The organism is [Empedobacter] haloabium (assembly GCA_008011715.2).
GTDB classification, from domain to species: Bacteria; Pseudomonadota; Gammaproteobacteria; order Burkholderiales; family Burkholderiaceae_D; genus Rugamonas; species Rugamonas haloabia.
The window spans coordinates 6,213,118-6,238,693 of the sequence record CP136508.1 but is presented as its reverse complement, the minus strand read 5'-3'; the positions used below and the strand labels follow the sequence as shown (position 1 = coordinate 6,238,693).

The 25,576-nt window shown below is 64.3% G+C and carries 23 protein-coding genes; 12 read left to right on the top strand and 11 right to left on the bottom strand.

The window, feature by feature from the left end; genetic code table 11:
* Positions 1 to 254: 254 nt before the first annotated feature.
* Positions 255 to 725, bottom strand: coding sequence for an Lrp/AsnC family transcriptional regulator (locus tag E7V67_027210; GenBank protein ID WUR13330.1), 471 nt, complete (start codon positions 723 to 725; stop codon positions 255 to 257).
* Between the two features lie 146 nt (positions 726 to 871).
* Between E7V67_027210 and glmS the strand changes: the two genes are divergently transcribed.
* The 4 genes from glmS (at position 872) to E7V67_027190 (ending at position 6,573) form a co-directional block, all read left to right on the top strand.
* Entirely contained in the window at positions 872 to 2,701 is a 1,830-nt protein-coding gene (gene glmS, locus E7V67_027205) for a glutamine--fructose-6-phosphate transaminase (isomerizing) (GenBank protein WUR13329.1), read from the top strand.
* 406 nt (positions 2,702 to 3,107) lie between these two features.
* Positions 3,108 to 4,196, top strand: coding sequence for an ABC-three component system protein (locus E7V67_027200; GenBank protein ID WUR13328.1), 1,089 nt, complete (start codon positions 3,108 to 3,110; stop codon positions 4,194 to 4,196).
* Entirely contained in the window at positions 4,181 to 4,687 is a 507-nt protein-coding gene (locus tag E7V67_027195; protein ID WUR13327.1) for an ABC-three component system middle component 2, read from the top strand. The genes E7V67_027200 and E7V67_027195 overlap by 16 nt, the downstream gene beginning before the upstream one ends.
* Entirely contained in the window at positions 4,684 to 6,573 is a 1,890-nt protein-coding gene (locus E7V67_027190) for an AAA family ATPase (GenBank protein ID WUR13326.1), read from the top strand. The genes E7V67_027195 and E7V67_027190 overlap by 4 nt, the downstream gene beginning before the upstream one ends.
* A gap of 326 nt (positions 6,574 to 6,899) precedes the next feature.
* On the opposite strand, the gene E7V67_027185 is transcribed toward E7V67_027190, so the two are convergent.
* Positions 6,900 to 7,295, bottom strand: a complete 396-nt coding sequence (locus tag E7V67_027185; GenBank protein WUR13325.1) for a YkvA family protein — start codon at positions 7,293 to 7,295, stop codon at positions 6,900 to 6,902.
* Positions 7,296 to 7,634: 339 nt separating this feature from the next.
* Here E7V67_027185 and E7V67_027180 point away from each other — a divergent pair, with 339 nt between their 5' ends.
* From E7V67_027180 to E7V67_027150, 7 genes are all read left to right on the top strand, one after another.
* Positions 7,635 to 7,988, top strand: coding sequence for a hypothetical protein (locus tag E7V67_027180; GenBank protein WUR13324.1), 354 nt, complete (start codon positions 7,635 to 7,637; stop codon positions 7,986 to 7,988).
* A 93-nt stretch (positions 7,989 to 8,081) separates the two neighbouring features.
* On the top strand, positions 8,082 to 9,299 hold the full coding sequence (locus E7V67_027175; GenBank protein ID WUR13323.1) for a TolC family protein: 1,218 nt from the start codon (positions 8,082 to 8,084) through the stop codon (positions 9,297 to 9,299).
* Positions 9,296 to 9,847, top strand: a complete 552-nt coding sequence (locus tag E7V67_027170; GenBank protein WUR13322.1) for a hypothetical protein — start codon at positions 9,296 to 9,298, stop codon at positions 9,845 to 9,847. The genes E7V67_027175 and E7V67_027170 overlap by 4 nt, the downstream gene beginning before the upstream one ends.
* Entirely contained in the window at positions 9,844 to 10,953 is a 1,110-nt protein-coding gene (locus tag E7V67_027165; GenBank protein WUR13321.1) for an HlyD family efflux transporter periplasmic adaptor subunit, read from the top strand. Before E7V67_027170 ends, E7V67_027165 begins: the two co-directional genes overlap by 4 nt.
* A gap of 4 nt (positions 10,954 to 10,957) precedes the next feature.
* Entirely contained in the window at positions 10,958 to 14,053 is a 3,096-nt protein-coding gene (locus E7V67_027160; protein ID WUR13320.1) for an efflux RND transporter permease subunit, read from the top strand.
* A gap of 61 nt (positions 14,054 to 14,114) precedes the next feature.
* Positions 14,115 to 14,489, top strand: coding sequence for a hypothetical protein (locus tag E7V67_027155; protein ID WUR13319.1), 375 nt, complete (start codon positions 14,115 to 14,117; stop codon positions 14,487 to 14,489).
* A gap of 121 nt (positions 14,490 to 14,610) precedes the next feature.
* Positions 14,611 to 15,006, top strand: a complete 396-nt coding sequence (locus tag E7V67_027150) for an energy transducer TonB (protein ID WUR13318.1) — start codon at positions 14,611 to 14,613, stop codon at positions 15,004 to 15,006.
* Positions 15,007 to 15,029: 23 nt separating this feature from the next.
* On the opposite strand, the gene E7V67_027145 is transcribed toward E7V67_027150, so the two are convergent.
* The 4 genes from E7V67_027145 to E7V67_027130 form a co-directional block, all read right to left on the bottom strand.
* Positions 15,030 to 15,326, bottom strand: a complete 297-nt coding sequence (locus E7V67_027145) for a hypothetical protein (GenBank protein WUR13317.1) — start codon at positions 15,324 to 15,326, stop codon at positions 15,030 to 15,032.
* 126 nt (positions 15,327 to 15,452) lie between these two features.
* On the bottom strand, positions 15,453 to 16,922 hold the full coding sequence (locus tag E7V67_027140; GenBank protein WUR13316.1) for a carotenoid oxygenase family protein: 1,470 nt from the start codon (positions 16,920 to 16,922) through the stop codon (positions 15,453 to 15,455).
* Positions 16,923 to 16,934: 12 nt separating this feature from the next.
* A complete protein-coding gene (locus tag E7V67_027135) occupies positions 16,935 to 17,351 on the bottom strand; it encodes a DUF2141 domain-containing protein (protein WUR13315.1) in 417 nt (138 codons plus the stop codon).
* 145 nt (positions 17,352 to 17,496) lie between these two features.
* On the bottom strand, positions 17,497 to 18,147 hold the full coding sequence (locus E7V67_027130; GenBank protein ID WUR13314.1) for a glutathione S-transferase: 651 nt from the start codon (positions 18,145 to 18,147) through the stop codon (positions 17,497 to 17,499).
* Between the two features lie 353 nt (positions 18,148 to 18,500).
* On the opposite strand from E7V67_027130, the gene E7V67_027125 reads away from it, so the two are divergent.
* Positions 18,501 to 19,037, top strand: a complete 537-nt coding sequence (locus E7V67_027125) for a VPLPA-CTERM sorting domain-containing protein (protein ID WUR13313.1) — start codon at positions 18,501 to 18,503, stop codon at positions 19,035 to 19,037.
* Between the two features lie 35 nt (positions 19,038 to 19,072).
* Here E7V67_027125 and E7V67_027120 read toward each other — a convergent pair whose 3' ends face one another.
* From E7V67_027120 to E7V67_027100, 5 genes are all read right to left on the bottom strand, one after another.
* Positions 19,073 to 19,753, bottom strand: a complete 681-nt coding sequence (locus E7V67_027120; protein ID WUR13312.1) for a hypothetical protein — start codon at positions 19,751 to 19,753, stop codon at positions 19,073 to 19,075.
* Between the two features lies 1 nt (position 19,754).
* Positions 19,755 to 20,960 carry a hypothetical protein gene (locus E7V67_027115; protein WUR13311.1) on the bottom strand — a complete coding sequence of 402 codons (1,206 nt, stop codon included), beginning with the start codon at positions 20,958 to 20,960 and terminating at the stop codon, positions 19,755 to 19,757.
* 36 nt (positions 20,961 to 20,996) lie between these two features.
* Positions 20,997 to 21,278, bottom strand: a complete 282-nt coding sequence (locus E7V67_027110) for a hypothetical protein (GenBank protein ID WUR13310.1) — start codon at positions 21,276 to 21,278, stop codon at positions 20,997 to 20,999.
* A gap of 167 nt (positions 21,279 to 21,445) precedes the next feature.
* A complete protein-coding gene (locus E7V67_027105) occupies positions 21,446 to 24,085 on the bottom strand; it encodes a TonB-dependent receptor (protein WUR13309.1) in 2,640 nt (879 codons plus the stop codon).
* 406 nt (positions 24,086 to 24,491) lie between these two features.
* Positions 24,492 to 25,505, bottom strand: a complete 1,014-nt coding sequence (locus E7V67_027100) for an NAD(P)-dependent alcohol dehydrogenase (GenBank protein ID WUR13308.1) — start codon at positions 25,503 to 25,505, stop codon at positions 24,492 to 24,494.
* Positions 25,506 to 25,576: the final 71 nt, after the last annotated feature.

The window sequence follows — 25,576 nt, the reverse complement described above, 5'->3', positions numbered from 1 at the left end:
GCGGCGGTGGCGATCCGTGCACGGTTTTACGGGCAGCAAACGCAGTCGGGCCGCAGGGCTGTCGAACTACTGTCCCAGGGCTGTGTATAACAATGTGCAAAAGCTTGTTAGCAAGGCCGTATAACCCCGGTATAAGTAGCGGATAAGCCAGGGCAAGCTGGTGGATAAGCCCGTGTACAAGCCTGCGAAATCCCTGTGCGCAAGCTGTGGGTTAGTTGTGCATGGGCTGTGCGTAACGCGGGATAACCCGGCCTTTACACGGGAATGCGCGTCTCGAACTTGCTGCGGTGCGTGGAGAAATACGCCTTCACGTTGCGCACGTTGACGTGGCTGGTGAACAGCCGGTGTGCCAGCGCATGATAGGCCGGCATGTCCGTCACCTGGACGATCAGCACGAAATCCGGGCCGGGCGAGACCCGGTAGCACTGCAGCACGGCGGGCTCGGCCGCCACGTGCGCTTCGAACTCGGCCATGCGGTCGGCCGCCTGCACGTCCAGCGTGATCTCGACGATGGCGGTCAGCTGCGTACCCACTTTGGCGGGCGCGACGATGGCCACCTCGCGCTCGATCACGCCGCTGTCGCGCAGTTGCTTGACGCGGCGCAGGCAGGTGGGCGCGGACACGTGCACCAGTTGCGCCAGCTCAGCATTGGTCAGCGCGGCGTTCTGCTGCAGGGCATTCAGGATGCGGCGGTCGACGTCATCCAGTAGCGGTGATTGATCCATAAATTTTTACCGGCATAAATGAAAGAATATTTCGCCATCAAAACGACATGAAATATTCTTTCATATATAGACTAAACAAGAAAGCTTATTTCCAGGCGGGTGCACTACGATGACGGCATCACAACATTCAATTGATGAGGTCCTATATGTGCGGCATTGTCGGCGCGGTAGCGCAACGGAACATCACCCCGATCCTGATCGAAGGCCTGAAGCGTCTCGAATACCGCGGCTACGACTCGTGCGGCGTTGCGCTGCACGTGGACGGCAAGCTGCAGCGCTCGCGCAGCACGTCGCGCGTGGCCGACCTGGAAAAGCAGGTCCAGGAAGTCAACATGCAAGGTTTCACCGGCATCGCCCACACGCGCTGGGCCACCCACGGCGCGCCGGCGTCGCACAACGCCCACCCGCACTTCTCGCCCAACGCCGATAACGCCCGCATCGCGCTGGTGCACAACGGCATCATCGAAAACCATGACGAGCTGCGCGCCGAGCTGCAGCAGCTGGGTTACGTATTCCAGAGCCAGACCGACACGGAAGTGATCGCCCACCTGGTCGAGCACATGTATAACGGCGACCTGTTCGACACCGTCCAGCAGGCGGTGAAGCGTCTGCATGGTGCCTATGCGATCGCCGTGTTCAGCCGCGAGGAACCGCACCGCGTGGTGGCGGCGCGCCAGGGCTCGCCGCTGATCGTCGGCCTGGGCAAGGGCGAGAACTTTGTCGCGTCCGACGCGATGGCGCTGGCCGGCACGACCGACCAGATCATCTACCTGGAAGAAGGCGACGTGGTCGACCTGCAACTGGGCCGCACCTGGATCGTCGACGTCAACGGCCGCCAGGTCGAGCGCGAGGTGAAAACGGTGCACGCGCACACCGGCGCGGCCGAGCTGGGCCCGTACCGCCACTTCATGCAGAAGGAAATCTTCGAGCAGCCGCGCGTGGTCGGCGACACCTTGGAAGGCGTCACCGGCATCATGCCGGAACTGTTCGGCGACGGGGCCCATCGGGTTTTCAAGGATATTGATCGCGTGCTGGTGCTGGCCTGCGGCACGAGTTATTACGCGGGCCTGACGGCGAAGTACTGGATCGAATCGATCGCCAAGATTCCCGTCAGCGTGGAAATCGCCAGCGAATACCGCTATCGCGACAGCGTGCCGCACCCGAACACGCTGGTCGTGACGATCTCGCAATCGGGCGAAACGGCCGACACCATCGCCGCGCTGAAACACGCCCGCTCGCTGGGCATGGAGCACACGCTGACGATCTGCAACGTCGCCACCAGCGCGATGGTGCGCGAATGCAAGCTGGCGTATATCACCCGTGCCGGCGTCGAAGTGGGCGTGGCGTCCACCAAGGCCTTTACCACGCAGCTGGCGGCGCTGTTCCTGCTGACGTTGTCGCTGGCGCAGGTCAACGGCCGCCTGTCCGACGAGGAGGAAGCGGGCCACATGAAGGCGATGCGCCACCTGCCGTCGGCGATCTCCGCCGTGCTGGCGCTGGAGCCGCAGATCATCGCCTGGGCCGAGGAATTCGCCCGCAAGGAAAACGCCCTGTTCCTGGGCCGCGGCATGCATTACCCGATCGCGCTGGAAGGCGCGCTGAAGCTGAAGGAAATCTCGTACATCCACGCGGAAGCCTACCCGGCGGGCGAACTGAAGCACGGCCCGCTGGCGCTGGTGACGGAAGAAATGCCGGTCGTCACAATCGCCCCGAACGACGCGCTGCTGGAAAAGCTGAAGTCGAACATGCAGGAAGTGCGCGCCCGAGGCGGCCAGCTGTACGTCTTCACGGACGTCGACTCGCGCATCACGTCGGGCGACGGCCTGCACGTCATCCGCCTGCCGGAGCACTACGGTTGCCTGTCGCCGATCCTGCACGTCGTCGCACTGCAGTTGCTGGCGTATCACACCGCGCTGGCGCGGGGCACGGACGTCGATAAGCCGCGCAATCTGGCGAAGTCGGTGACGGTGGAGTAATCCGCTTCAGGCCGGTGTGACTGTTGTGGACGAACAATAAAGTCAGACACAAAACAATAAAGTCTGACACTAAACAATAAAGTTTGACACTTAGGTTTGGCTAGCTTCCTTCGATACCCCAAACCGAAGTGCTGCCCCACCTTGTCGACTCAGGGATCTGAGCCGACAAGGTGACTTCTTACCCAAGGTTTGGTTGGGTTTCGTCCTTTTCCTTCAGCCGGTTTAGAATCGCGTTTTCACATTTGTTGCCGTGAGGAGAAATTTCGTTTATGGTAATGAAGTTAATAATTCGTAATCACATGCGGTCTGGATGTGCCCTTGATACTGAGAAAGTTCCTGCTAAGAAAGTAGCAGCGCATAGGTCTTACAAGGGTATTTTCAGCAGCTCATGTGAGCCTGCCATAGCATGAGTACAGACTGGACCGACATCCCTGAGCCTGCACCATTGTCATCAGTGACCGCAGCAACTGTGGTGCATGGTCCGGTGATTCCACCACAGCAGCAACTTCTCCTGTACTCACCTGATCAGTGGGAAGACTTTGTACAGGAATGGGCGCATTTCTGCTTGAAACAGCAATATATTAAAGTACAGCGGTTCACCGGTTCTGGTGATCGAGGTGTGGACATCGCCGGTTTTACCGATGCGAAAAAATTGCAAGGTGTCTGGGATAATTACCAGTGCAAGCATTATGACAATGCACTTCGACCTACGAACGTTTGGGTAGAGATTGGTAAGATCGTTTGGTACTCGTTCAAAAAAGAATACACACCGCCGAGGCGTTACTACTTCGTAGCACCGAAGGGGGTAGGCACATCTCTCGCTGCCCTTCTTTCAGATGCTTCGAAGCTTCGTGATGAGCTTAATGCGAACTGGGAGAAGTACGTCCGAAAGGAAATCACGAAGACCCAAGAAGTGGTGCTCGACGCATCGCTCCTTGCGTATGTAAATGCATTTGACTTCTCGATTTTTGACGCCAAAACATCGCTACAGCTCGTTGAGGAACATCGAGCATCGCCGGTTCATGCGGCTCGTTTTGGCGGCGGACTGAAGGCTCGCCCTGATGCTGCGAAGCCGCCCGCAGTGATTAAGACTGACGAGAGTCGCTACGTCACCCAACTACTCAATGCTTATGCTGAACATATTGGTCAGCCGGTTTCGGATCCATCGGCACTGGCATCGGCACCGAAGTTGAGGGATCATTTCCATCGCCAGCGTGAGGCGTTTTATCACGCAGAGTCACTTCGAGTGTTCGCCCGTGACTCCGTTCCTGCGGGAACATTCGAGTCGCTGCAAGACGACATTTATGACGGCGTCGTCGATACACATGACGCAACTCATCAGGACGGTTATGCACGAGTGTGTGCGGTTACCAAGGCTGCTCGTGAACTTCAGATTACGGCGAACCCCTTAATCACCTGCACGAAGCCCAAGGATCGGGACGGCATGTGTCAACAGCTTGCGAATGAGGATCGACTGCAATGGACTCAATCCTAAGGCAAGATAAGCGTCCCGCCACGTTCAACGGTCCTTTGGAGGCCGGTATTCGGGCTGTTGCTCTACTGGGTGCTGCCTTCCCCCAAACCTACGATTTGCAGCGCTTGGTTGCTCTCGACTTTCTTCTGGTTCACACCGGTGACGTCGGAGGACCTGAAAGTCTTCATCCACCTACGCCACACCGTTCCGCAGAGCTGTTGGTAAGACGCGGGTTGGTAGAGGATGCTTTGCTGCTAATGATGACGCGGGACTTGGTACAACGACAGGCGGCGCCAGATGGGTTCAAGTACAGCGCCGGGGAGAATGCTGTGATGTTCTTGGACACTCTGTCTGGCCGCTATCTACGTGCATTGAAGGAGCGTGCTTCATGGCTTGTCGCAACATTCGGACACCATTCGGACCAGGAGTTTCGTGCGGTAATGCGTCGCTTCTTCGACGATTGGGTTGAAGAATTTCAACACATTGAGCCAAGCACGGGAGGCAAGCAGTGACAAAGGAAATCAAAGGCCTCCGGCTACGCTTTCTGGGTTTTTTTGGACCCCAGAAGCTACCTGCAACTGTGAAGTTCGGGCCCGGTTTGAATGTTCTGTATGGAGCGTCGGACACCGGCAAGTCATTTATTGTCGAGACAATCGACTTCATGCTGGGCGGAAAGCCACCTTTGCGCGAGATTACCGAGCGACAGGGTTATGACCGCATTTTACTCGGCATAGAAACGCTGGCGGGGGATACGTTCACAATCAGCCGAAGCGCTGATGGCGGTAGCTTCCTTTTGTATACGGGGTTACATGAGGTGCCCCCCGGTGTCGAAGTCGAAGCCCAAGTACTGTCGGAAGTTCATAGTGACCGCAACGCTTCCAATCTCTCTTCTTTCCTGCTCGACCAATCTGGCCTCACTGGTAAGCGGGTGCGCAAAAACGCGCGGAATGAGACGAACAGTCTTAGCTTTCGAAATATCGCCAGGCTAATGATCGTCACCGAAACCGAGATCACGCAGCAGCGCTCGCCTCTTTTAGACGGCAACTACACCGCCGATACAGCCAATACGTCGACGTTCAAGTTATTGCTAACCGGTGTTGACGATTCTGCACTGGTCAGCACGGCCGCTCGTGGGCCTGAGGAGCTTTCGCGTGAAGCGCAGATACAACTCCTCGATCAGCTGCTCGATGACTATAGAGACCGGCTCAAGGAAGTTGCAAAACAGCCCGATGAGCTTGCTACTCAACTTCAGAAGATCGAAGCGTCCTTAAACCAGCATGCTCAGCAGTTAAACTCAACTGAGGTGGCGTTCCAAGAGGCTGCGAAACGGCGCCGTGAGTTGCGAAAAAAACTCGAAGAGGGGCGCGATCGTCGAAACGAAATTGAAGGCCTCATAGAACGCTTTAGCCTGTTAGATCAGCACTATGTCTCGGACATTGAACGTCTTCAGGCTATCGAGGAAGGCGGCACTCTATTCGGTGTTTTGGAGATGAACATTTGCCCGCTCTGTGGTTCAGAGCCATCACACGGTCGTAGTAATACTGCCTGTGAAGGAAATACAGAGGCGGTTGTTGAGGCTGCCAGGCAAGAGATTAACAAGATCGAAGTGTTACGTGCGGAACTGGCATTGACGATGCGGGATTTGTTGCGCGAGGGAGCGAACTTCGACCGAAGAATGCCGACTATCATGCAGGAGTTGGAGCAGCTATCCGAGTCAGTGGACGGCCTACTGTCACCGAAGCTCGCAAAGCTGCGAGCGACATATTCCGATTTTAGCGATAAGCGGGCTGAAGTACGTGAAGGGCTGGCACTTTACGCGACGGTCCAAGATATGGAGCGCAGACGGGCAAGTCTTGAAGGTGCCCAAGAGGGCGGAGACAAGGCTCAGGCAGGTAGCGGAGACGTCTCGACCGCTGCAGCCGCTGGATTCGCGAAGAGTGTTGAGGAAATTCTCACCGACTGGCATTTCCCGGAAGCGGGACAAGTCTTTTTTGACCCTAAAGCTCGTGACCTGGTGATCGCCGGGAAGCCACGCGGTGCCCGTGGAAAGGGCCTTCGCGCCATCACACATGCGGCTTTCACCTTGGGCTTGCTTTCATACTGTCGATCCAACGGGACACCACACCCAGGATTTGCCATCCTTGACTCCCCACTTCTGGCTTACCGAGAGCCAGATGGAAAAGAGGATGACTTACGAGGTACCGACCTGAAGGAACAGTTCTATGACTATCTGCTATCGCTCCCGGAGGATCAGCAGGTAATTGTCGTTGAAAATACGGATCCTCCCGATACAATTAAGACCCTAGAGCAGGTTCAGATGTTCAGCAAAAACCCACATAGCGGACGGTATGGATTGTTTCCGTATGAAGCCAATACCGCCGTTCGGCAAGATGGATAGAGAGAGCACCTGGCTTTTACACCGAAGAGACGATTACTGATGAGGGCGGCAGAAAAGCCGCCCTTTTCGCTCGCAGTCACCTCATAGTTTTTCGATCTGACGGTTGATGGGGTGTCCTGGTTTAACCATCACATCGAACCGCTCGGCTATATAGCGCCAGCCGAAGTTGAGGCAAACTCTTATGCGCAGTTGAGCAGTCAGGCTATCCCAGCCTGACTCACATGAACCGGCCTCCACGAAAGCCGGGGCGATTCAATGACATATTCCTCGCAGACCCTTTCATTTGACCACGGCAGAAGCCTACTCAGCGGCCGGCAGTACCGCTGCTAGAAGTGCGATGCCAGGACATAGACCCACAACGCCCAGGCCCCAATGATCCACACGGTCACAACGAACACGATCCCCCATGGCGTCCGCGGTTTCCGGCCGTTCGTGGCCATCCATTTGTCGGTCTCGATCCGGCATCGAGCAATGACTTCTGTTGGGATGAGTCTGACCGCCAGCCAGATCATGCCTGGGAGCAGGATCACGTCGTCCAGGTAGCCCAGCACAGGAATAAAGTCCGGAATGAGGTCGATGGGACTGAGGGCATAGGCCACGACCAGCGCGCAAAGCGCCTTGACAGCCAGGGGAGTTCCGGGGTCCTTGCAGGCGAACCACAGGGTAACGCCGTCGTGCTTGATCTTGCGTGCCCAGGTACGCAATGTGTCTGAAATTCTCACGTATGGCCTTTCGTTGATCTACAAGATTGCAAGAGTCGCGTTGCATCATGCGTCTACCGGACGCCACACCTTCCTTCGGTCGTGCGAGCGCGTACATATTGTTATGCAGCATAGGCGGGTACAACGCGGCCCTTCCTGCGATGTCCAGTCTCGCCTTGTCGAGTATCGCTCGCAAGGTACGTGGCCTGAAACAGCTTACATGGTCAGGCCAGCGCTAGCCGCACCAACGTGTCGTCCGCGACCAGCATGCTCGACGTTCTGTTCGCGCACTACGGTGGCTGCGTAGCACCGAAAACGACGCTGCTATAATCGGTCAATTCCAGCAAGTTCTTCATCTCCGTGCGCCACCTCCTCTGTATCCTGCTGATGCTGTGCCTGCCGCTGCAAAGCTTCGCGGCGCAGTGGGAGCACGTGCTGGCCGGCGAGACCACGCTGGCGCACGAGATCGCGCATGACGAACACGTCCAGCATCACCACGAGGACGATGGTTCGATCCACTACGACGACTCCGACGAATCGGCCCAGCACGTGCAGGACCACACCTGCGCCGGGCAGCCCGCCGCCTTTGCCGTGCCGCTGCAAGCGTGCACGCCGGCACAACTGGTTTCCATTGTCCATCCGGACGGGCTGGCCCTGACGCCGGACCCCTTGCTGGACTGTCCACACCGGCCTCCCGCGTCGTCCCTCGGCTGAGCTGCCGAGGGCGACCCCGCACACCGATCCGCGCGGCCTGGCCGCGCCCGTGCGCATCCCTCGGCGATGAGTTAACTCACCGTTGGAGTATCGATGCGTATCCTACGCTTCCCCGTTTATATGGCGGCTGCTGCCTGCATGCTGCCGATCCTGTCGAGCGCGCAAAGCGCGCCGACCCCGACACTGCACGCGCTGGTCGATGCCGCCTGGCAGCGCTCGCCGCTGGCGCAGACGCTGCTCGCCCGGCAGCATGAAACCGCCGCGGCGCGTGACGTTGCCGCGTCCTGGCTGGCGGAGGCGCCCAGCCTCGGCGTCTCTGAACGTTCCGACCGCTGGACCGAGCAGCGCAACCGCCGTGAAACCGAGCTGTCGCTGAGCGCGCCGGTCGTGCTGCCCGCCCAGCACGGCGCGCGGCGCCAGTTCGCCGCGCGTGCCGGCGAAGAGCTCGATGCACAACTGGCACAGGCCCGTCTTGCCGTTGCTGGCGAGGTGCGGTCCCGCTTGTGGGAGGCGGCCGGCGCGCGCGCCGTGCTGGCGGAACAGACCGACCACCTGCACCACCTGGAAGAGCTGGCCGCCGACGTCGACCGCCGCGTCAAGGCCGGCGACCTGGCGCGCAGCGACGCCTTGTTGGCGCGGCAGGAGGTGCTGGCCGCCAGTGCCGACCTGGCGCTGGCGCGCGGCCGTGCCGCCGAGACGCTGGGCCGGTTTCGCCAGCTGACCGGCGCCGCCGCCCTGCCTGACCTGCAGCCGGAACCCCTGCCGGCCGAACGCGGCGACGCGGACCATGCCCAGCTGCGGGCGGCACAGGCGGCGGAGGCGCGGGCGCGGGCCGCGGTCGAGCTGGCGTCGGCCAGCCGGCAGGCTGCGCCGACCGTCGCCTTGTCGCTGCGGCGCGAGCGCGACGGCGTGATGCCCGGCGCCGAGCGCAGCGTCGGTATCGCGCTGCAGATCCCGCTGTCCGGCACGCTGCGCAACCGCCCGGCCGAGGCATGGGCCGGTACCCAGCTGGCGACCGCCTCGGCCGAGCTGGCGCTGGCGCAGGCGAGCGTGGACACGGCGCTTGCCGTGGCCCGCGAGCAGCTGGACCATGCCCGCGCCGCCCTGGAAGCGGCCAGCGCCCGCGCCGCGCTGATGCGCGAGCACACCGCCTTGTTCGAGCAGGCCTTCCGCCTGGGCGAAAAACCGCTGACCGACCTGCTGCGCTCGCGCGCACTGGGCCATGAAGCCGAGGTGGCCGTGCGCCAGCAACGCATCGCCGTGGCCCGCGCCCATTCCCAATTGAACCAAGCCTCAGGAGTCGTGCCATGACAACCTTGCTCTCCCTGCTGCTGGCGCTGGCGACCGTGTTGCCCGCGCACGCCGCGCCCGGCGCCCACGGTCCCAACGGCGAACATCTCGACGGTCCTGCCGCGACGACCGACGTCGGCACTGTGCCGCGCATCGAAACCTTCAGCGAACTGTTCGAGCTGGTCGGTCACCTGTCCGGCGGCGAATTGTCCGTGTTGATCGACCGTTACGACACCAATGAGCCCGTGCTGGGCGGCACGCTGGAAGTCGAGTACGGCAAGCTGAAAGCGCGCGCCACTTTCCATGCCGACGTTGGCGACTATGCGATCGACGACGCACAACTCCTGCAGGCGCTGTCCAAGCCGGGCAAGCACGCCCTGCTGTTCACGTTCACCGCTGGCGGCGACAGCGACCTGCTGGAAGGCACGCTCGACGTCCCCGCCATCGCCGCGCACGAGCACGGCCATGACCAGCGCTGGTGGTGGCTTGCCGCGCTGCCGATCGTCGGCATCCCGGCCGCAATGGTGCTGCGCGCACGTCGCCCAGCGAAGCGGGAGGCGCGGGCATGAGCGCGCGCACTCGAATGATCGTCCTCGGCCTCCTCGTCATGCAGGCCGTTCACGCCTCGCCCGGCGCGCACGGCCCGAACGGCGAGCACCTGGACGGCCAGGCAACGTCCCCCGCCAGCGGCCTGTCCCGCCTGCCGGACGGCAGCGTCAACGTGCCCAAGCTGGCCCAGCGCCGTATGGTCATCCGCACCGTCAAGGCCGTGCAGGGTCACCACCCGCAAACGGTCGAACTGAACGGCCGCGTCGTCATCGACCCGAACGCGGGGGGCCGCGTGCAGGCACCGTTTGCCGGCCGCATCGCGCCGGGCCCGCAGGGCTTGCCCACGCCCGGCCAGGCCGTGCGCAAGGGACAAGTGCTGGCCCGGCTGACACCGGTCGCCAGCGCCATCGAACGTGGCAACCAGGAAGCCACCCTGGCCGACCTGCGCGCCATGCGCGTGGCGGCCGAGGGCCGCGTCAAACGCCTGCAGCTGCTGGAGGGCACCGTGCCCGCGAAGGACATCGAGGCCGCGCGTGCCGAGCTGGCCAGCATCGTCGGCCGGCTGCAGGCCGTGCGCCGCTCGGTGCAAGGGACTGAAGCGATCCTGGCGCCAGCCGATGGCGTGATCGCCAGCGCGCAGGTGCTGGCCGGCCAGATCGTCGAGGCGCGCGACGTGCTGTTCGACGTTGTCGATCCGGCCCGCGCGCTGGTCGAGGCCAGCACGCCCGACGTGGCGCTGGCCAGCCGCATCGCCACGGCCAGCCTGCCGGCGGCGCCGGAGGCCAAACTGACCTTGGTCGGCGCCGGGCGCAGCCTGCGCGACGGCGCCCTGCCCGTCACGTTCCGCGCCAGCGGCGCAACACTGCCGCTGGCGGTGGGCCAGCCGGTGTCCGTGCTGGCCCGCCTGAAGACGACCGTCCAGGGCATCGCCCTGCCGGCCGAGGCGCTGGTGCGCAATCCGGCCAACGAGACGGTGGTGTGGATCAAGTCCGGCGCCATGCGTTTCATCGCCCAGCCGGTCGAAGCGCGGCCGCTGGACGCGCACACGATCGTGGTCACGCGCGGCCTGTCGCCGGAAAACCGGGTGGTGGTGTCCGGCGCGGCGCTGATCAACCAGATCCGGTAACGCCATGTTCAACTCAATCGTACGATTCAGCCTGAACAACCGCCTGCTGGTGCTGGCCGCCGCCGCGCTGCTGATGGTGTATGGCGCGCTGATGGCGCAGCGTACGCCGATCGACGTCTTTCCCGACCTGAACAAGCCGGTCGTCACGGTGCTGACGGAGGCAGGCGGCATGGCGCCCGAAGAAGTCGAGCAACTCGTGTCGTTCCCGCTGGAGACGGGCCTGAACGGCATGCCCGGGGTGACGCGGGTACGGTCGGTGTCCGGCGTCGGCCTGTCGATCGTCTATGCGGAATTCGACTGGGGCACCGACGTGTACCGCAACCGCCAGCTGGTGGCCGAGCGGCTGGCGCTGGCGCGCGAGCAGTTGCCGACCGGCGTCAATCCGGTCATGGGGCCGGTCTCGTCGATCATGGGGGAGCTGATGTTGATCGCGCTGCCGATCGACCTGGCGAAAACGGACCCGATGAAGGCGCGCGAGTATGCCGACTTCGTGCTGCGCCCGCGCCTGTTGTCGATTCCCGGCGTGTCGCAGGCGATCCCGATCGGCGGCGAGGTGCGGCAGTTGCGCGTCGAACCGGACCCGGTGCGCATGGCGCAAGTCGGCATCACGCTGGACCAGCTGACGACCGCGCTGCGGGGCTTTGCCGCCAACAGCAGCGGCGGCTTCATCGACCTGAACAGCCGCGAGTACCTGATCCGCAACCTGGGCCGCACCACCCGGCTGGAGGATGCGCGCGGCCTGCCGGTGGCGTTCCGCAACAGCGTTCCCGTGCTGCTGGAACAGGTGGCGCAGGTGCGCTACGCGGCCGCCTTCAAGCGCGGCGACGCGGGCATGAACGGGCGCCCGGCCGTCATCGTCAGCGTGCAGAAGCAGCCCAGCGGCGACACCATGCAGCTGACGCGCCAGATCGAGACGGCATTGTCCGAGCTGCGCCAGGGCCTGCCCGCCGGCCTGGCGGCCCCCGTCGTGTTGTTCCGGCAGGCCGACTTCATCGAATCGTCGATCGGCAACGTGGTCGAGGCATTGCGCGATGGCGCCATCCTCGTCGCCGTCGTGCTGTTCGCGTTCCTGCTGAGTGCGCGCAGCACGGTCATTTCGCTGGTGGCGATCCCCCTGTCGCTGGCCGTCACGGCGCTGGCGTTTCACCTGCTGGGGCAGTCGATCAACGTGATGACCCTGGGCGGGCTGGCGATCGCGATCGGCGAGCTGGTCGACGATGCCGTCGTCGATGTCGAAAACATCCTCAGGCGGCTGCGGCAACGGCCCGAGGGCACGTCCGTGCTGGAGACGATCTGGCAAGCGTCGGTCGAGGTGCGTTCCGGCATCGTCTACGCGACGGTGATCGTGGTGCTGGTGTTCGTGCCGCTGTTCGCGCTGCCCGGCATCGAGGGCCGGCTGTTCGCGCCGCTGGGCATTGCCTACATCACGTCGATCCTGGCGTCGATGCTGGTGTCGATGACGGTCACGCCCGTGCTGTCGCTGTACCTGCTGCCACGCATGAAGCGCTTGCGGCATGGTGACAGTCCGCTGGTGCGCTGGCTCAAGCGGCATGACGAGCGCCTGTTGCACTGGTCGCTGCCGCGGGCCCGCGCCGCGCTGGCCATCGCCGTGGTGGCGGTGGTGGCCGCGGCCGCCTCGGTGCCGTTCTTCCCACGCGCGTTCCTGCCGCCGTTCAACGAAGGCTCGCTGGTGATGGGCATGACGTTCGCGCCGGGCACCGCGCTGGCCGAAGCGAACCGGATGGGCGCCCTGGCCGAAACCCTGGTCAAGCAGGTACCGGAAGTGGTCAAGGTAGGCCGCCGCACGGGGCGCGCCGAGCTGGACGAGCATGCCGAGGGCGTGCACTCGTCCGAGATCGACGTCGACTTGAAACCGTCCGAGCGCACGCGCGAGGAAGTCATGGCGGCGATCCGCGCGCAGTTGTCCGTCATTCCGGCCTCGATCGCCATCGGCCAGCCGATTTCGCACCGGCTCGATCACCTGCTGTCGGGGGTGCGGGCGCAGGTCGCCCTGAAAATCTATGGCGACGATCTCGACACCCTGCGCGGCCTGGCCGACACGTTGCGCACGCGTCTGGCAACGGTGCCGGGACTGGTCGACCTGTCCGTCGAACGGCAGGTGCTGATCCCGCAGGTCAAGGTGCGCGTGGATTACCGCAAGGCCGCGCAGGCCGGCTTGTCGGCCGGCCAGGTGCTGGCAGCGCTCGAAGCCATGTCCGAGGGGACCAAGGTGACGCAGGTGATCGACGGCGCGCGCCGCTATGACCTGGTGGTGCGCCTGGCGGATGCGCGGCGCACGCCGCAGGATCTGGAACGGCTGATGCTGGACACGCCGGCGGGCCGGCTGCCGCTGGCGTCGCTGGCCACCGTCGAGGAAGGCGACGGTCCGAACCAGATCGGCCGCGAGAACGGCCGGCGCCGCATCGTCGTGTACGCCAATACCGACGGCTCGAGCATGTCGCGCATCATCGGCGACGTGCGCGGCGCGGTGGCGGCCACGCGGCTGCCGGGCGGCTACTTCGTCAGCATCGAAGGCCAGTTCCAGGCGCAGGAGCAGGCGCAGCGGCTGATCGCCGGGCTGTCGCTCGCATCCCTGGTGTTGGTCTTCCTGGTGCTGTACACGCGCTACCGCTCGGCCGTGCTGGCCGTCGTCATCATGGCCAACATCCCGTTCGCGCTGGTTGGCAGCGTGGTCGCGATGTGGCTGGCCGGCGTGTCGCTGTCGGTCGCCTCGATGGTCGGTTTCATCACGCTGGCCGGTATCGCCACGCGCAACGGCATCCTGAAGATCAGCCACTACATCAACCTGTGCAAGTTCGAGGGCGAGTCGTTCGGCTGGCCGATGATCGTGCGCGGCTCGCTGGAGCGGCTGACGCCCGTGCTGATGACGGCGCTGGTGGCCGCGTTCGCGCTGCTGCCGCTGCTGCTGGCGGCTGATGCGCCAGGCAAGGAACTGCTGCACCCGGTGGCGGTCGTCATTTTCGGCGGCCTGGTCAGCTCGACCTTGCTGGATTCGCTGCTGACGCCGCTGATTGTCTGGCTGGTGGGGCGCAAGCCGCTACAGGCCGTGCTGGCGCGCAGCGACGCGGAAAGTTATTGATCATGGGCCGGGCGGCGGCGCCCAAAAGCCGCCGCATCACTTCGACTGGATGGAGCAAGCAATGAAGAACTTCGCAGCAATGATGGCCCTGGGCCTGGCAATCGCCGCCGGCGCACCCGCAGGCGCGCACGAGACGGCCGCCAAGCATGGCGGTATCGTCCGCAGCGCGGGCGAGCTGTCGTTCGAGCTGGTCAACAAGGACGGCAAGACGACGATCTACGTGGCCGACCATGACCACGACGTGCCGACGGCCGGCGCCAGCGGCACGCTGACAGTGCTGAAGGGCACGCGCAAGTCGGAGATCGCACTGATCCCGGGCGCCGCCAACACGCTGGTGGCCAAGGACGACGTCAAGCTCGAAGCGGGCAACAAGGTCGTGGCCCGCGTCGCGCTGCCGAAGCAGCAGCCGGTCAGCGTGCGGTTCGCGATCAAGTGAAGATGCCGGCGGCGGGCATCCCTGCCCGCCGGCAGAGCTTACGGCAGGAGCGATCTTCTGCGATGATCATGGCAGCCGGCGCACATGGACGACGGCCATTATGTCGATCGGAAAGGAAAGTATGCACTGGACAAGAAGCCCACGTGGCAAGCTGCGGACGGCACTGGTGTTGGCACTGGCCACAATGGCGCTGCGTGCGTTCGCAACGGAGGTGCCATCGGCCAACGACAGGTTCGATCCCCGCACCTGTGCGATGCCGGTCAAGCCTGCCGCGGCACAAGCCGAGCACCGGTCCGGCGCGGTCATGCTGGCGATCCTGATCGGCGCGGATGGCACCGTGCAGAAGACGAGGATCGTCCAATCCAGCGGTCATGCCGACCTGGACGAGGCCACGCGCGCCGGCTTTGCGCGATGCACGTTCAAGCCCGGAAAGGTCGATGGCGTGCCGACCGCGGCCTGGCAGATGATCAAGTACATCTGGTCGCCGGAGGACAGTACGGAGCCGGCGCAGCCGTGACGGGGCACGGCTGATTTCTCGCGTCAGCCGCGGCCGGCGCGCTTGACGCCGTCGCGCGCATCGCTGCGCGGGTTATCGCCGCGCACCGCCCGCTCGCTGTCCTGCTGCAGGCTGCCTCCCTTGCTGTGCTGCGTGGCCTGGCTGCCGCTGCGCGCGACTTGCTGTTCGCTGCGGCCGTCGCCCACCTCGCCCGAGGTGGCGCCGGTCTCCTGGTCGCCGTAGCGATCGCGATTGGGGGCCTGCGGGTCGGCCTGGGTTTGCGGATCGTTGCGCAGGCCGCCTGTCAGGATCGTTCGTCCGTTGTTCGATTGCTGCGTCATGATGGTCTCCTTGGCTGGACACGCGTGTGCGCTCCCTGCACTCACGCTCGCCATCATGGTAGGCGCGCGGCGCCGGCCAGGATGTCAGCGCACACGCCTCGCCGCTGTAAGAACGCTGGCGCCGCGTCAGGTACGAAGAAAATTCCCATGAAAGCACAGCGGTGCCGCATACGCCAGCCGGGCGCGCGCCACCGGACCGTGCGCCAGCCGGGCGCCGTCGAACACGGCCAGCACGGTCTGGCGCTGGCGCACGTCGTAGGCGGCGCCGACCAGCCACACGCCCCGGCCCGACGCCTTGGGCACGGGCACGTGCTCTTCCACGATCCAGTCCGCGCCATAGTCGAAGCGGTCGACCTTGCCGCTCTCGACCTCGATGCGGGCGATGCCGGTCATGCCGAATTGCGCCGTGTCGGGACGCGTCGTCACGAACAGCTCGCGGTAGCGCTGGCCCACGTCGGCGGGGGCGACGCGGGGAAACTCCGTCCCGTCGAGCAGCGATTCGCTGCGTGCTACGCCCCGGGCCAGGTCGATCGTGACCAGCACCGAGCGCATTACCGCCGCCTGGGTTTGCTCGCCCCGCATCACGTTGCCCAGGGCGCGCAAGGCGCTGTCGTCGGCCGCCAGGCAGGCGTCCAGGCGGATGACGTCGCCCTCGTCCCAGCCATTGCCCAGGTGTAGCGTCATGCCAGCCGGCATCTCGACGATGCGGCGCAGCGTGAAATCGGTCCGGTCGACCACGACCACGCGCAACGGCCGCGCACCATTCCACGTGTGCGCGCCCAGGATCGTGCTGTCGCGCGTCATGCGCACATCCCACGGCGGCACCAGGAACACCATATAGCGGGCCGTGACGACGAAGTCGTGCACGATCGGCAGCTGGGGCACGTCGAGCATGCCGAATTTGCCCAGGCTGCCATCGGCGTCGATGCGCCACAGCAGCAGCTTGTTCGCGCCGTGCACGATGCCGAAGTTCCACAGCGTGCCGTCCGGCGTGATCTTCGGGTGGGCGGAAAACGGCATGGCAGCCAGGTCGTCGCGCCAGCGCTTGATGCCGCGCGTGGCCAGGCCGTCCGGGTCCAGTTCCGTTGCCGAGCCCCCTTCCCACAGCGCGTACAGCTTGCCGCCGTGCGGCACCAGGTTCGTGTTGGCCGGGTTGACGCTGTCGTTGTTGCCCACGGGACGGCGGGCGATGCGGGTATCGAAGGCCGGGTAGAGAAACCGGCCGGCGGCCGTTTCCTGCTCATATTTTTGCGTACGCACGAAGCGCGCTTCGTGGCGCACGGTCCCGCCATCGATGTGCCAGGCGTGCGCCATGCCGTCGCCATCGAACCAGTGGCGATAGCGCTCGCCGCCCAGCTCGAAGCGGGCCGGGCCGTTGCGATAAAAGGTGCCGCGCAGCTCGGCGGGCCAGCGCCCTTCGAGCGCCGCCACGCCGCCCAGCCGCTCGCTCGCACAACCGGCCAGCGGCGCCAGCCGCGGCGTGCCCGGCAGGTGCGCCCGGTAGGCATCTTTGGTCTCGTCCGCGCGTGCCAGAATGGGCAACGCCGTCAGCGTGGCGCCCGCGGCGACGCCTTGCAGGAAGTTCCGCCTGTCCATGCTCGGCCTCCGTCAGCGCAGCGTGATGGTGGCCGAGCCACCGGTGTCGGCCAGGTGCACCACCGCGTCCAGGAAGCTGGGCGGGCCGAAACTGCCGGCGGCGTCGTTGCTGAAACCGTAGGGCTCGACGGGCATGCCGATCACGTTCTTGTCGAGCTTGCCGTTGCCGTTTTCGTCCTGGAACACGCTGAGGGCATAGTCGCCCGCCGGCAGCCCGGCAATGGAAACCCGCACTTTGCCCTGCTGGGCAGTAACCGCTGCCACGCGCACCGGCTGCTTGAGAAAATCGGCGGCGCGGTCGAACACGGCCACCAGCACTTGCCCGTTGGCGTTCTTCAATCCTTCAATGCCGACGGTCATGTCGGCCGCCTGGGCCATCCCGGCGCCCGCCAGCAGTGCGCCCGCCAGCAGATTCACAAACAGATTCATCGCTGCTCTCCTCTCGTGCATCGCCCATCGCGATGACGCATCATCGGGCGGGCGGTGCCAACCGGGGGAGACATGCGACGAAACCGCTGCCGGGTGGAGCGAAACGCCGCTGCGCGGCGCAGAGCAGGCGCCGAGGAAGCGCTGGTCAGGCGTCCGGCCAGCGCGGCGGCAGGCGTTCGCCCGGCATCACATCGTAGGGCGAGGCCCAGCCCGGCAGGGCCTTGAGGCGTTCGAGCCAGGCGCCGATGTGCGGCCAGCGCCCGGCCACGTCGATGCCGCTCTCTTCCTGCGGGAAGAAATGGTAGCCGCTCAGCGAGAAGTCCGCGATGGTCGGGCTGTCGCCGACGATGTAGGCGCTGCTGGCCAGGTGCTTGTCGACGATATTGAAGGCGCCTTCGATGCGGCTCAGCAGGAACTTCAGGATGACGGGATCGGGCCGGTGCTTGCCCAGCGCTTTCATGAAGCGGTAGGTCGCGTAGTAGCTGGTGAATTTGTGGTTGTCGAACAGCAGCCAGCGCAGCACTTCCAGCTGCTCGGCCTCCGTCACGCCGCCGAAGTGGCCATGTTTTTTGGCCAGGTAGGTGAGGATGGCACCGGACTGCGTCAGCCGCAGTTCGCCATCCTCCAGGACGGGCGCCTCGCCCATTTCGTTGTGCGCGTCACGCCAGGCCGGATCGGCCGTGGCGCCGTCGAGAAAGGCCACGTGGACGGCCTCGAACGGCAGCTCGAGGGCTCGCAGCATGAACGCCACCTTGAAGGCGTTGCCGGATTGGGCGAAGCAGTGCAGACGGTACATGAACACTCCTGGCGATGGTCAGGCGGTCATGATATGACGTGGCGGCGTTTCGTGCTGGCGTCGGCTCAGGAGCCTGGACCTGTTGCAGCGGCGTTGACGGGCGGCGCCGTTGCGGCAGCGCGACACTTGTTGTCGGGTCAACAGCTGTGGCATTGCCGTCACCGCAGGGCGCGTCAGCGCGACATGCTGCCAAGGCCGATTTATCCCGGCAATAGTCAATAAAGCTCGGCAATGCGGTTACAAAAAACATACATTCGGTATCGTTCAGGCAACCAATGGTCGTGCTAATCTCGCGCTCGCCAGTCTCCACGATAGCCTGAAGTTCTTGTTTATTAACGTAAATTGAGGATGCTATGCTGAAAAAACTGATGAGCGCGGCCGTGCTTGCCGCCGCTGCCGCCACCGCCCATGCGGCACCGCAAAGCTACGAAATCACCTACCGCGGCTTCCAGGCCGTGCATGACGGTGTGTTCGAGCCGGACCGCACCTTGCACGTCACCTTTACCGTGGACGACCTCGACCACAACGGCTCATATTCGCTGGACGAACTGCTTGCGCTCGACTCGAACCGCATCGCGTACTCCGGCAGCTGCAACATCATTCATTGCGTCGACATCTTCACCTGGACGCCGGGCGCGTTGCCGACGTTTTCCGCGCGCTACATCAACAACAACGGCTTCGACTTCACCATGCAGTCCATCGTGACGGGCGAGAGCCATAAATCGTTCTACCAGAGTAGCTTCGGCTTCCGCTACGACTATACGTGGGACTGGACCCCGGCCACGACGGCCACCATCACGGCCGTGCCGGAACCGGCATCGTTCGGGATGCTGGCCGTGGGTCTCGCGGGCATGCTGGCGCTCGGGCGGCGGCGCCGGGCGCATGGCTGAACGCAGCGGGCAAGAGGCCGACGGGCGCCGCTCCGCTAGCCGAGGCTGACGGCGGGCTGCGCCACCGGGGCCTGCTCGGCCGATGCGGGAAAATAGGCGGCGGCCGTGGCCAGTGTTTCCACCAGTTGGGCAAATTGGTGATTGGCCTCCTTGATCAGCGCCGCCGTCTCCGCTTCCGGATAATTGCCTTCCTTGACCGCCGCGAGATAGCGCACCGTCACTTCGGCAAACAGCCCGGTGCTCTCGAGCGATTTGACCAGGTTGGCCACCTCCGCCTCGTCGCCTTTCCTGCCCAGCACCAGCGTCTCGACCATGCCGTTCAGGATACTGGCGACCAATGCCAGCAGGCTGGCGATCACGGTCACCAGGTCGCCGCCGACGATGGCGGAAACCGATGCGATTGCCGACCCCGCCGACGTGGCGACCAGCGCCTGGAAGCGCCGCTGCCTGACCAGTACCAGCTTCGCTTGCAGAAAGCGCGACCGCTGCGTGGAGCGCTCGTGCGCACTGGTCAGCGCGACCTTCAGGATCTCGCAGCGCGCGATCATCTCGGCCGATACGGCCGGGCGGTCGTCGACGCCGGCCGCCACGCCGAATTGCAGCAGTTCGTTGAACTGCGGTCCTTGCGCCCGCAACTGGTCGGCGGCCTGCGGGTCGTACTGCAGCAGGAAGCTGGCCACTTCGTTGATGGGAGGCGCGCCGCGATGTGTGCCCATGTCATTGTCCTTTCTTGCGCAAGGCGAGCAGCCGGAAAATCCGCGCCGTATGGCTTTCGCCGGCGACCTTGGCGAAGACGCTGGCGCCGGCATAGCCGTAGCCACCCTTTTCCTCATAGGCGACGAAGACGAAATCCGTCGAGGCCATGTTGGTCACGACATCGGCGACGCTGCTGCTGTTTGTCAGGGCCGCTTCCAGCTTGCGTGCGGCCGCCGCGGTATTGAACAGGCCCGCGATGCCCAGGCCCGCTGTTTCACGCTCGATGAACGCGGCCGTGTCGCAGCCGAGCAGCAGCAGGTCGACGTTGTGCTCGCGCGCCTTGGCGCGCAACTGCGCGATGGGAATCGAGTACAGAACTTCCTGCCTGGCGTTCGTGACCACCACGTCCTTGCCTTCGATATGGCCCATCACCACCAGGTTCTTGCCGGCCGATCTGGTCAGCGCCGTGTCCAGGCGATCGGCCCAGCGTTCGGGCAGGGTACCGATCCGGTCCGTCGCGCTGCGCAGCGCCGGCAGCGCCATGATGGTGGCGGTCGTCCCCGAATCCACGACCATCGAAAAGAAGGTGAAATCGTCGGTCTTGAACGGCCGCTCCTTCAGGCTGGCCATGATGCGCGTGCCGTGGCCGGGCGGTCGTCCCCGCACGCAGCAGCCGCTGATCACCTCCGTCAGCGCGGGTGGCGGCTTCTTCAGGTGCAGCAGCTTGAGTTCCCCCGTCGTCACCGGCTGGCCTTTGGCCGCCAGCCTGACCTTGATGTCACGTTCGACCGTGAGATGCAGGCGGCCGCTCTGGTCGAACGCCTTGCTGTCGACGAAGATCTCGGCATGATCGAGCGCTTCGCGGACGATGGCATCGGCGTTGTCCGGCGGCGTGCCCCAGAATATGATGTTGAGCAGCGCGCTTTCGATGCTGTCCACTCCCTTGTCGCGTATCTTGGTGGGATAGTCCGAGAACTCGCCAGGCTTGTCGGGATTGGCCGAACGAAAATTCGACTGCACGAACGGCACGCCCTCGTCGGACGAGATGAACAGCCTGATGCGGCGGATGTCGGTGGTATCGGGTCCCAGCAGCGTCTTGGTGCGGTCGATGACCGTCTCCATGCCATCGATGTAGGGATTGCGACACACGGTCGCCGGCGCGGCGGCGCATGCCAGCAGCATGCTCAACGCGCAGACAAGACGAACGGCAAGCGATTTGCAGGTCATGGCTTCCTCCGATGGAAGTTGGGACTGGCAGGGCGTTCAATCGACTTCGTCGCCGGTCAGCTCGACTTTGTCGTCGACGCTGTCGAGCGTGCGCTTGAAGCTGTCCAGCTCGGGCGTCAACCAGCGGTCGGTGCGCCTTGTCGCCCATTCGCCGGCCACGTCCGATGGCCCGCCGCTCGGGCCGGAAGTTTCGATGGGGAGGGGGGCCGCGGGCGGTGGCGCAGGTTCGCTTTCGGCGCGGCCACAGCCCGCGAGGGCCAACAGCGCGCCGCACGCAGGCAGCACGGCGCCTTTCGAATACCGAAGTAGTCGTTTCATCGCATCCCCCCGTTTGTGCTTGTTATCGCTTGCTCGTTTTATTCACAATAGGCCGGGTCAGGCCGGATTCCTAGCCTGGCTAACGGCTGAGTGGCTTTTTCGATAAAATCGCCGCGCCAAAAAAAAACGCGCGCCAGCGGCGCGCGTCTTGCAGCGGGAAAAACGACTTACATCTTCCACCGCAGCGACAACCCGATCACCCGATCGTAGCGGCGGATGTCGCGTGGGTTGCTGGGGATGCCGTGGTAGTCGTTGTAGGTGCGGTCGTTCAGGTTCTCCACGTCCAAGGTGATGCCCATGTTGTCGTTGATCTTGTACGAGATCGACGCGTCCACCGTCTCGATCGGATCGACGATCAGGTCGATCGGGCCGATCGGCGCGGCGATGGTGCGGTAGTTGAACGTGTCGACGAACTTGCTGCGGTAGTTGTACGCCAGACGGCCGGACCACGCTCCGCGCTCGTACAGCACGTTGATGTTGTAGGCGTTCTTCGACATGCCCTGGAACGGCACTTCCTTGCCGCCATCGACCAGGTGGCCTTTCATGTACGTGTAGTTCGCTTCCAGGCCGAATCCGCCCAACCAGCCCGGCAGGAAGTCGTAGAACTGGCGGTAGCCGATCTCCACGCCTTCCAGCTGGCCGTCGTTCAGGTTGCGCGGACGGTCCATGCGGTACTGGCGGCCGCCGATGGTTTCCAGCGCCAGCGAACGCACCACATAGTTCTCGAACTTGTGCTTGAACACGGTGGCCGTCAGGCTGCCGGTCGGCGCGAAATACCACTCCAGCGCCACGTCGGCGTTCTTGCCGGTGATCGGCTTCAGGTCCGGGTTGCCGCCGTTGCCGCCGTAGATGCCCAGGCCGTCGGGCGTCGCTCCCAGCGAGATGCCAGGATTGAAATCGCCGAAGGCCGGGCGCTGGATCGATTTGCTGGCGTTGAAGCGGCCGATCAGGTTGTCGGTCAGGAAGGCTTTCAGGGTCAGGCTGGGCAGGACGTCGGTGTCCGACGTCTTGCGATTGACGGCCACCTGCTGGTTGTCGATCAGGCTGAAGCCGTTGACGTCCAGTTTCGTCTTGACCACACGCACGCCGGCCGTGCCGTCGAACTTGACGCTGCCCGCGTCGAAGCCGAAGCGGGTCTTGCCGTAGAACGCGGTGGTGTCTTCGCTGTTGGTGTACATCGAGTATGGGTCCGGCGCGGTCTTGCCGTCGCGACCGTACATCTTGCGGACCGCATCGATATTGGCGTGCTGGTATTCATCGCAGACGACCAGCCAGCGGTTCATGCCATAGTCGCCGGCAAACGGCATCGACGGACAAACCAGTCCGGGCACCGAACTGACGGCCGGCAGGTTACCGGGATTCGGCACGAAATTCTGGCTCTCGTGCTGGTAGGCGGCCTTGCGCTGGGCGACGCGGATGCCGACGCTCGCTTCGCGGAACAGGTTTTCGTCGCCGAAATTGTAGGTGGCATCGGCCCGCCAGTCATTCGACTGGCCGCGCGACTCCTGCCAGTTGTCGATCAGGGCGCCCAGCGTGTAATTGTTCGGGTCCATCATGTTGTAGCCCGGGTAGTCGAAGCGGGCGCCGCCGTTGACATAGGTCGAGCCCACGATCGTGCGCGGGTGTGCGTTCATCTCCATGATGGGGAACTCCTGCTGCCAGTGACTGGAGACGCGCGAGAATTCGCTGGTCACGCGCAGGGCCGGCGTCACGTCCCAGCGCGCGCCGATGGCGCCCTGGTGGCTTTCGGAATCGTCGCGCGGGGCCTGGTTGGAGCTGAGCGCGAACAGGTCGCCGGTGGAGGTGGCCGTGTCGATCTGCTTCGTGCCGGGGAACAGCGTGTACTGCGTCTGGTAGGCCGGCAGCATCAAGGTGCCGATGAAGAACTGCGACTGGCGGTCGTGGTCGATGCGGGTCGACCAGCCTTCGGCGTACAGTTCCACCTCGCGCACGGGACGCCATTGCAGGGCCCAGTTGGCGGAGTAGCGTTCGCGCACGCCTTGCACGCTGGAGTGGCCCAGGTCGACGGGGCCGGTGATGCTCGGGTCGCTCGGCACCGTTTGCGACGGCGGCGAGTTCCACGTGATCTCGTCCTGGTAATGGCCCTTTTGGTACGACAAGCCCAGCAGCGCGCCGAATTCGCCGTAGCTGCCCTTCCAGCGGTTCGACAGCATGCCGGACACGTTCGGATCGTTGGTCTTGGACTTGTCGCGATTCTCCACGCGGCCCGCTACGCTGCTGGAAAAACCCTTGAAGTCGAACGGACGCGCCGTGCGCACGTCGATCACCCCGGCGGTGCCGCCTTCGACCATCTCGGCGCCCTGCGTCTTGTAGACGTCGATACGCTGCAGCATGGTCGTCGGGATGTCGGCCAGGTGCAGGTTGCGGTTGTTGGACGTGTAGATTTCGCGGCCGTTCAGCAAGGTGGTCAGGCCTGGCAGGCCGCGGATGATGACGTCGCTCGCCTCGCCGCCGGAACGGCGGATCTGCACGCCGGTGACGCGGCCCAGGATCTCGGCCACGTTCTTGTCCGGGAATTTACCGGCTTCCTCGGCCACGATGGAGTCGATCACCTCGTCGGAATTTTTCTTGATGGCCTGGGCGCTTTGCGCCGCGCGGCGCACGCCGGTGACGACCACCGCGTTCATCGGCGCGGGGGCCGCCGCTTCCTTGTCGGCCACGGCCTGGGCATCCTGCGCCCAGATGGAAGCACTGCTGAGCAGGCCTGCGCCTGCCAGGGCGGCGACCGTCAGCTTCATTTTCAATGGTCGAGTTGCGTCATGCCGCCCGATGTCGGTCGTTTTCATCCTGTCTCCGATGTTTTTTGATTGGTTTGAATGCTGGTCGTCGCGGCCAGGGCCCGACTAGTGCCCCATGGTATTGACGCGGCTATTACCATTCCAATCAAATTTTTCGGATTTTCGATATCGAAATCGATATGACAGGCTTGTGACAGGACCACGTGCCAGCGCCGCCTGCGCGGACGCGCGGCACGCAAGAAACGAACTTTATTCGACGTTCCAGGGCGTTTCGCTCACATTATTGATCAGTCAAACGTTTCCACGCGCAGTTTGGCGATTGCCAGCGCCTACCTGCTGAGCGAACGAAAAGCACGGTCGTGCCACTGTTCGGCCGGACGCCGGAACGGCGCGAGCCGGGCGATAAAGTTGTAACCGGGAAGGTTTATGTAGCAAACCCGCAACAATGCACGGCTTACCAGGCCACGCAAATTTTGCCGAAGTGGCTGCCGGCCTGCTGCAGCCGGAACGCGTCGGCCAGCCGGTCCAGCGTGAACGTGCGGTCGATCACGGGACGCAGGCCGGCCTGCGTCAGCGCGGCCACGTAGTCCTGCTGCTGGCGCCGGCTGCCAACGATCAGGCCTTGCAGCCGGGCCTGGCGCGCCATCAGCACGGAGGTCGGCACGTCGCCCTGGCGGCCCGTCAGCACACCGATCAGCGAGATATGGCCGCCCACGCGGACCGCCTCGATCGATTGCGCCAGCGTGCCCGGACCACCGACCTCGACGATGTGGTCGGCGCCCTTGCCGCCCGTCAGTTCGCGCACGTGGCGGCCCCAGTCCGGCTGCTGGCGGTAGTTGATGCAGTGATCCGCGCCCAACGCGCGGGCGCGCTCCAGCTTGTCGTTCGACGACGACGTGACGATGACGATTGCCCCCATCATCTTGGCGATCTGCAGCGCGGCGATCGAGACGCCGCCGGTGCCCAGGGTCAGCACGGTGTCGCCCGCCTTCAGGCGGCCATCCGCGATCAGCGCGCGCCAGGCCGTCAGCCCGGCCGTGGTGATCGTGGCGGCCTCGGCATGGCTCCAGCCCCGCGGTGCCAGGGTGAACGCGCTGGCTGGCCGCACGGCGAACTGGACGGCAAAGCCGTCGATGCCGTCGCCCGGCGTGCCGGCGAAGTTGCCGACGAGATCGTGCGCCGCGCCGTCGGCCCATTGCGGAAAGAAACAGGAGACGACATGGTCGCCCGGCCGGAATTCCGTCACGCCGCTGCCGACCGCCTCGACGACACCGGCGCCGTCCGACATCAGCACGCGGCCGTCGCGGGTCGGGATGGCGCCATTGGCGACCAGTAAGTCGTGGTAGTTCAGGGACGTGGCGTGCACGGCCACGCGAACCTGGCCGGGGCCGGGCTGGCCGGGGTCGGGCAAGTCGCGCAGTGCGATGCGCTCGAGGCCGCCGGGGGCGTTGACGATGGCGGCTTTCATGGCTGGCTCCGCTGGGCTGCTGGCTGCATAGGGCCTCCTCGTTGATTGGAGGGCCAGTCTATGCAAAGCGC

What these genes read in the sequence shown, in the direction of transcription:
- E7V67_027210 (WUR13330.1), bottom strand. Translation starts at nt 725, where the DNA reads ATGGATCAATCACCGCTACTGGATGACGTCGACCGCCGCATCCTGAAT.
- glmS (WUR13329.1), top strand. Translation starts at nt 872, where the DNA reads ATGTGCGGCATTGTCGGCGCGGTAGCGCAACGGAACATCACCCCGATC.
- E7V67_027200 (WUR13328.1), top strand. Translation starts at nt 3,108, where the DNA reads ATGAGTACAGACTGGACCGACATCCCTGAGCCTGCACCATTGTCATCA.
- E7V67_027195 (WUR13327.1), top strand. Translation starts at nt 4,181, where the DNA reads ATGGACTCAATCCTAAGGCAAGATAAGCGTCCCGCCACGTTCAACGGT.
- E7V67_027175 (WUR13323.1), top strand. Translation starts at nt 8,082, where the DNA reads ATGCGTATCCTACGCTTCCCCGTTTATATGGCGGCTGCTGCCTGCATG.
- E7V67_027170 (WUR13322.1), top strand. Translation starts at nt 9,296, where the DNA reads ATGACAACCTTGCTCTCCCTGCTGCTGGCGCTGGCGACCGTGTTGCCC.
- E7V67_027165 (WUR13321.1), top strand. Translation starts at nt 9,844, where the DNA reads ATGAGCGCGCGCACTCGAATGATCGTCCTCGGCCTCCTCGTCATGCAG.
- E7V67_027160 (WUR13320.1), top strand. Translation starts at nt 10,958, where the DNA reads ATGTTCAACTCAATCGTACGATTCAGCCTGAACAACCGCCTGCTGGTG.
- E7V67_027155 (WUR13319.1), top strand. Translation starts at nt 14,115, where the DNA reads ATGAAGAACTTCGCAGCAATGATGGCCCTGGGCCTGGCAATCGCCGCC.
- E7V67_027150 (WUR13318.1), top strand. Translation starts at nt 14,611, where the DNA reads ATGCACTGGACAAGAAGCCCACGTGGCAAGCTGCGGACGGCACTGGTG.
- E7V67_027145 (WUR13317.1), bottom strand. Translation starts at nt 15,326, where the DNA reads ATGACGCAGCAATCGAACAACGGACGAACGATCCTGACAGGCGGCCTG.
- E7V67_027140 (WUR13316.1), bottom strand. Translation starts at nt 16,922, where the DNA reads ATGGACAGGCGGAACTTCCTGCAAGGCGTCGCCGCGGGCGCCACGCTG.
- E7V67_027135 (WUR13315.1), bottom strand. Translation starts at nt 17,351, where the DNA reads ATGAATCTGTTTGTGAATCTGCTGGCGGGCGCACTGCTGGCGGGCGCC.
- E7V67_027130 (WUR13314.1), bottom strand. Translation starts at nt 18,147, where the DNA reads ATGTACCGTCTGCACTGCTTCGCCCAATCCGGCAACGCCTTCAAGGTG.
- E7V67_027125 (WUR13313.1), top strand. Translation starts at nt 18,501, where the DNA reads ATGCTGAAAAAACTGATGAGCGCGGCCGTGCTTGCCGCCGCTGCCGCC.
- E7V67_027120 (WUR13312.1), bottom strand. Translation starts at nt 19,753, where the DNA reads ATGGGCACACATCGCGGCGCGCCTCCCATCAACGAAGTGGCCAGCTTC.
- E7V67_027115 (WUR13311.1), bottom strand. Translation starts at nt 20,960, where the DNA reads ATGACCTGCAAATCGCTTGCCGTTCGTCTTGTCTGCGCGTTGAGCATG.
- E7V67_027110 (WUR13310.1), bottom strand. Translation starts at nt 21,278, where the DNA reads ATGAAACGACTACTTCGGTATTCGAAAGGCGCCGTGCTGCCTGCGTGC.
- E7V67_027105 (WUR13309.1), bottom strand. Translation starts at nt 24,085, where the DNA reads ATGAAAACGACCGACATCGGGCGGCATGACGCAACTCGACCATTGAAA.
- E7V67_027100 (WUR13308.1), bottom strand. Translation starts at nt 25,505, where the DNA reads ATGAAAGCCGCCATCGTCAACGCCCCCGGCGGCCTCGAGCGCATCGCA.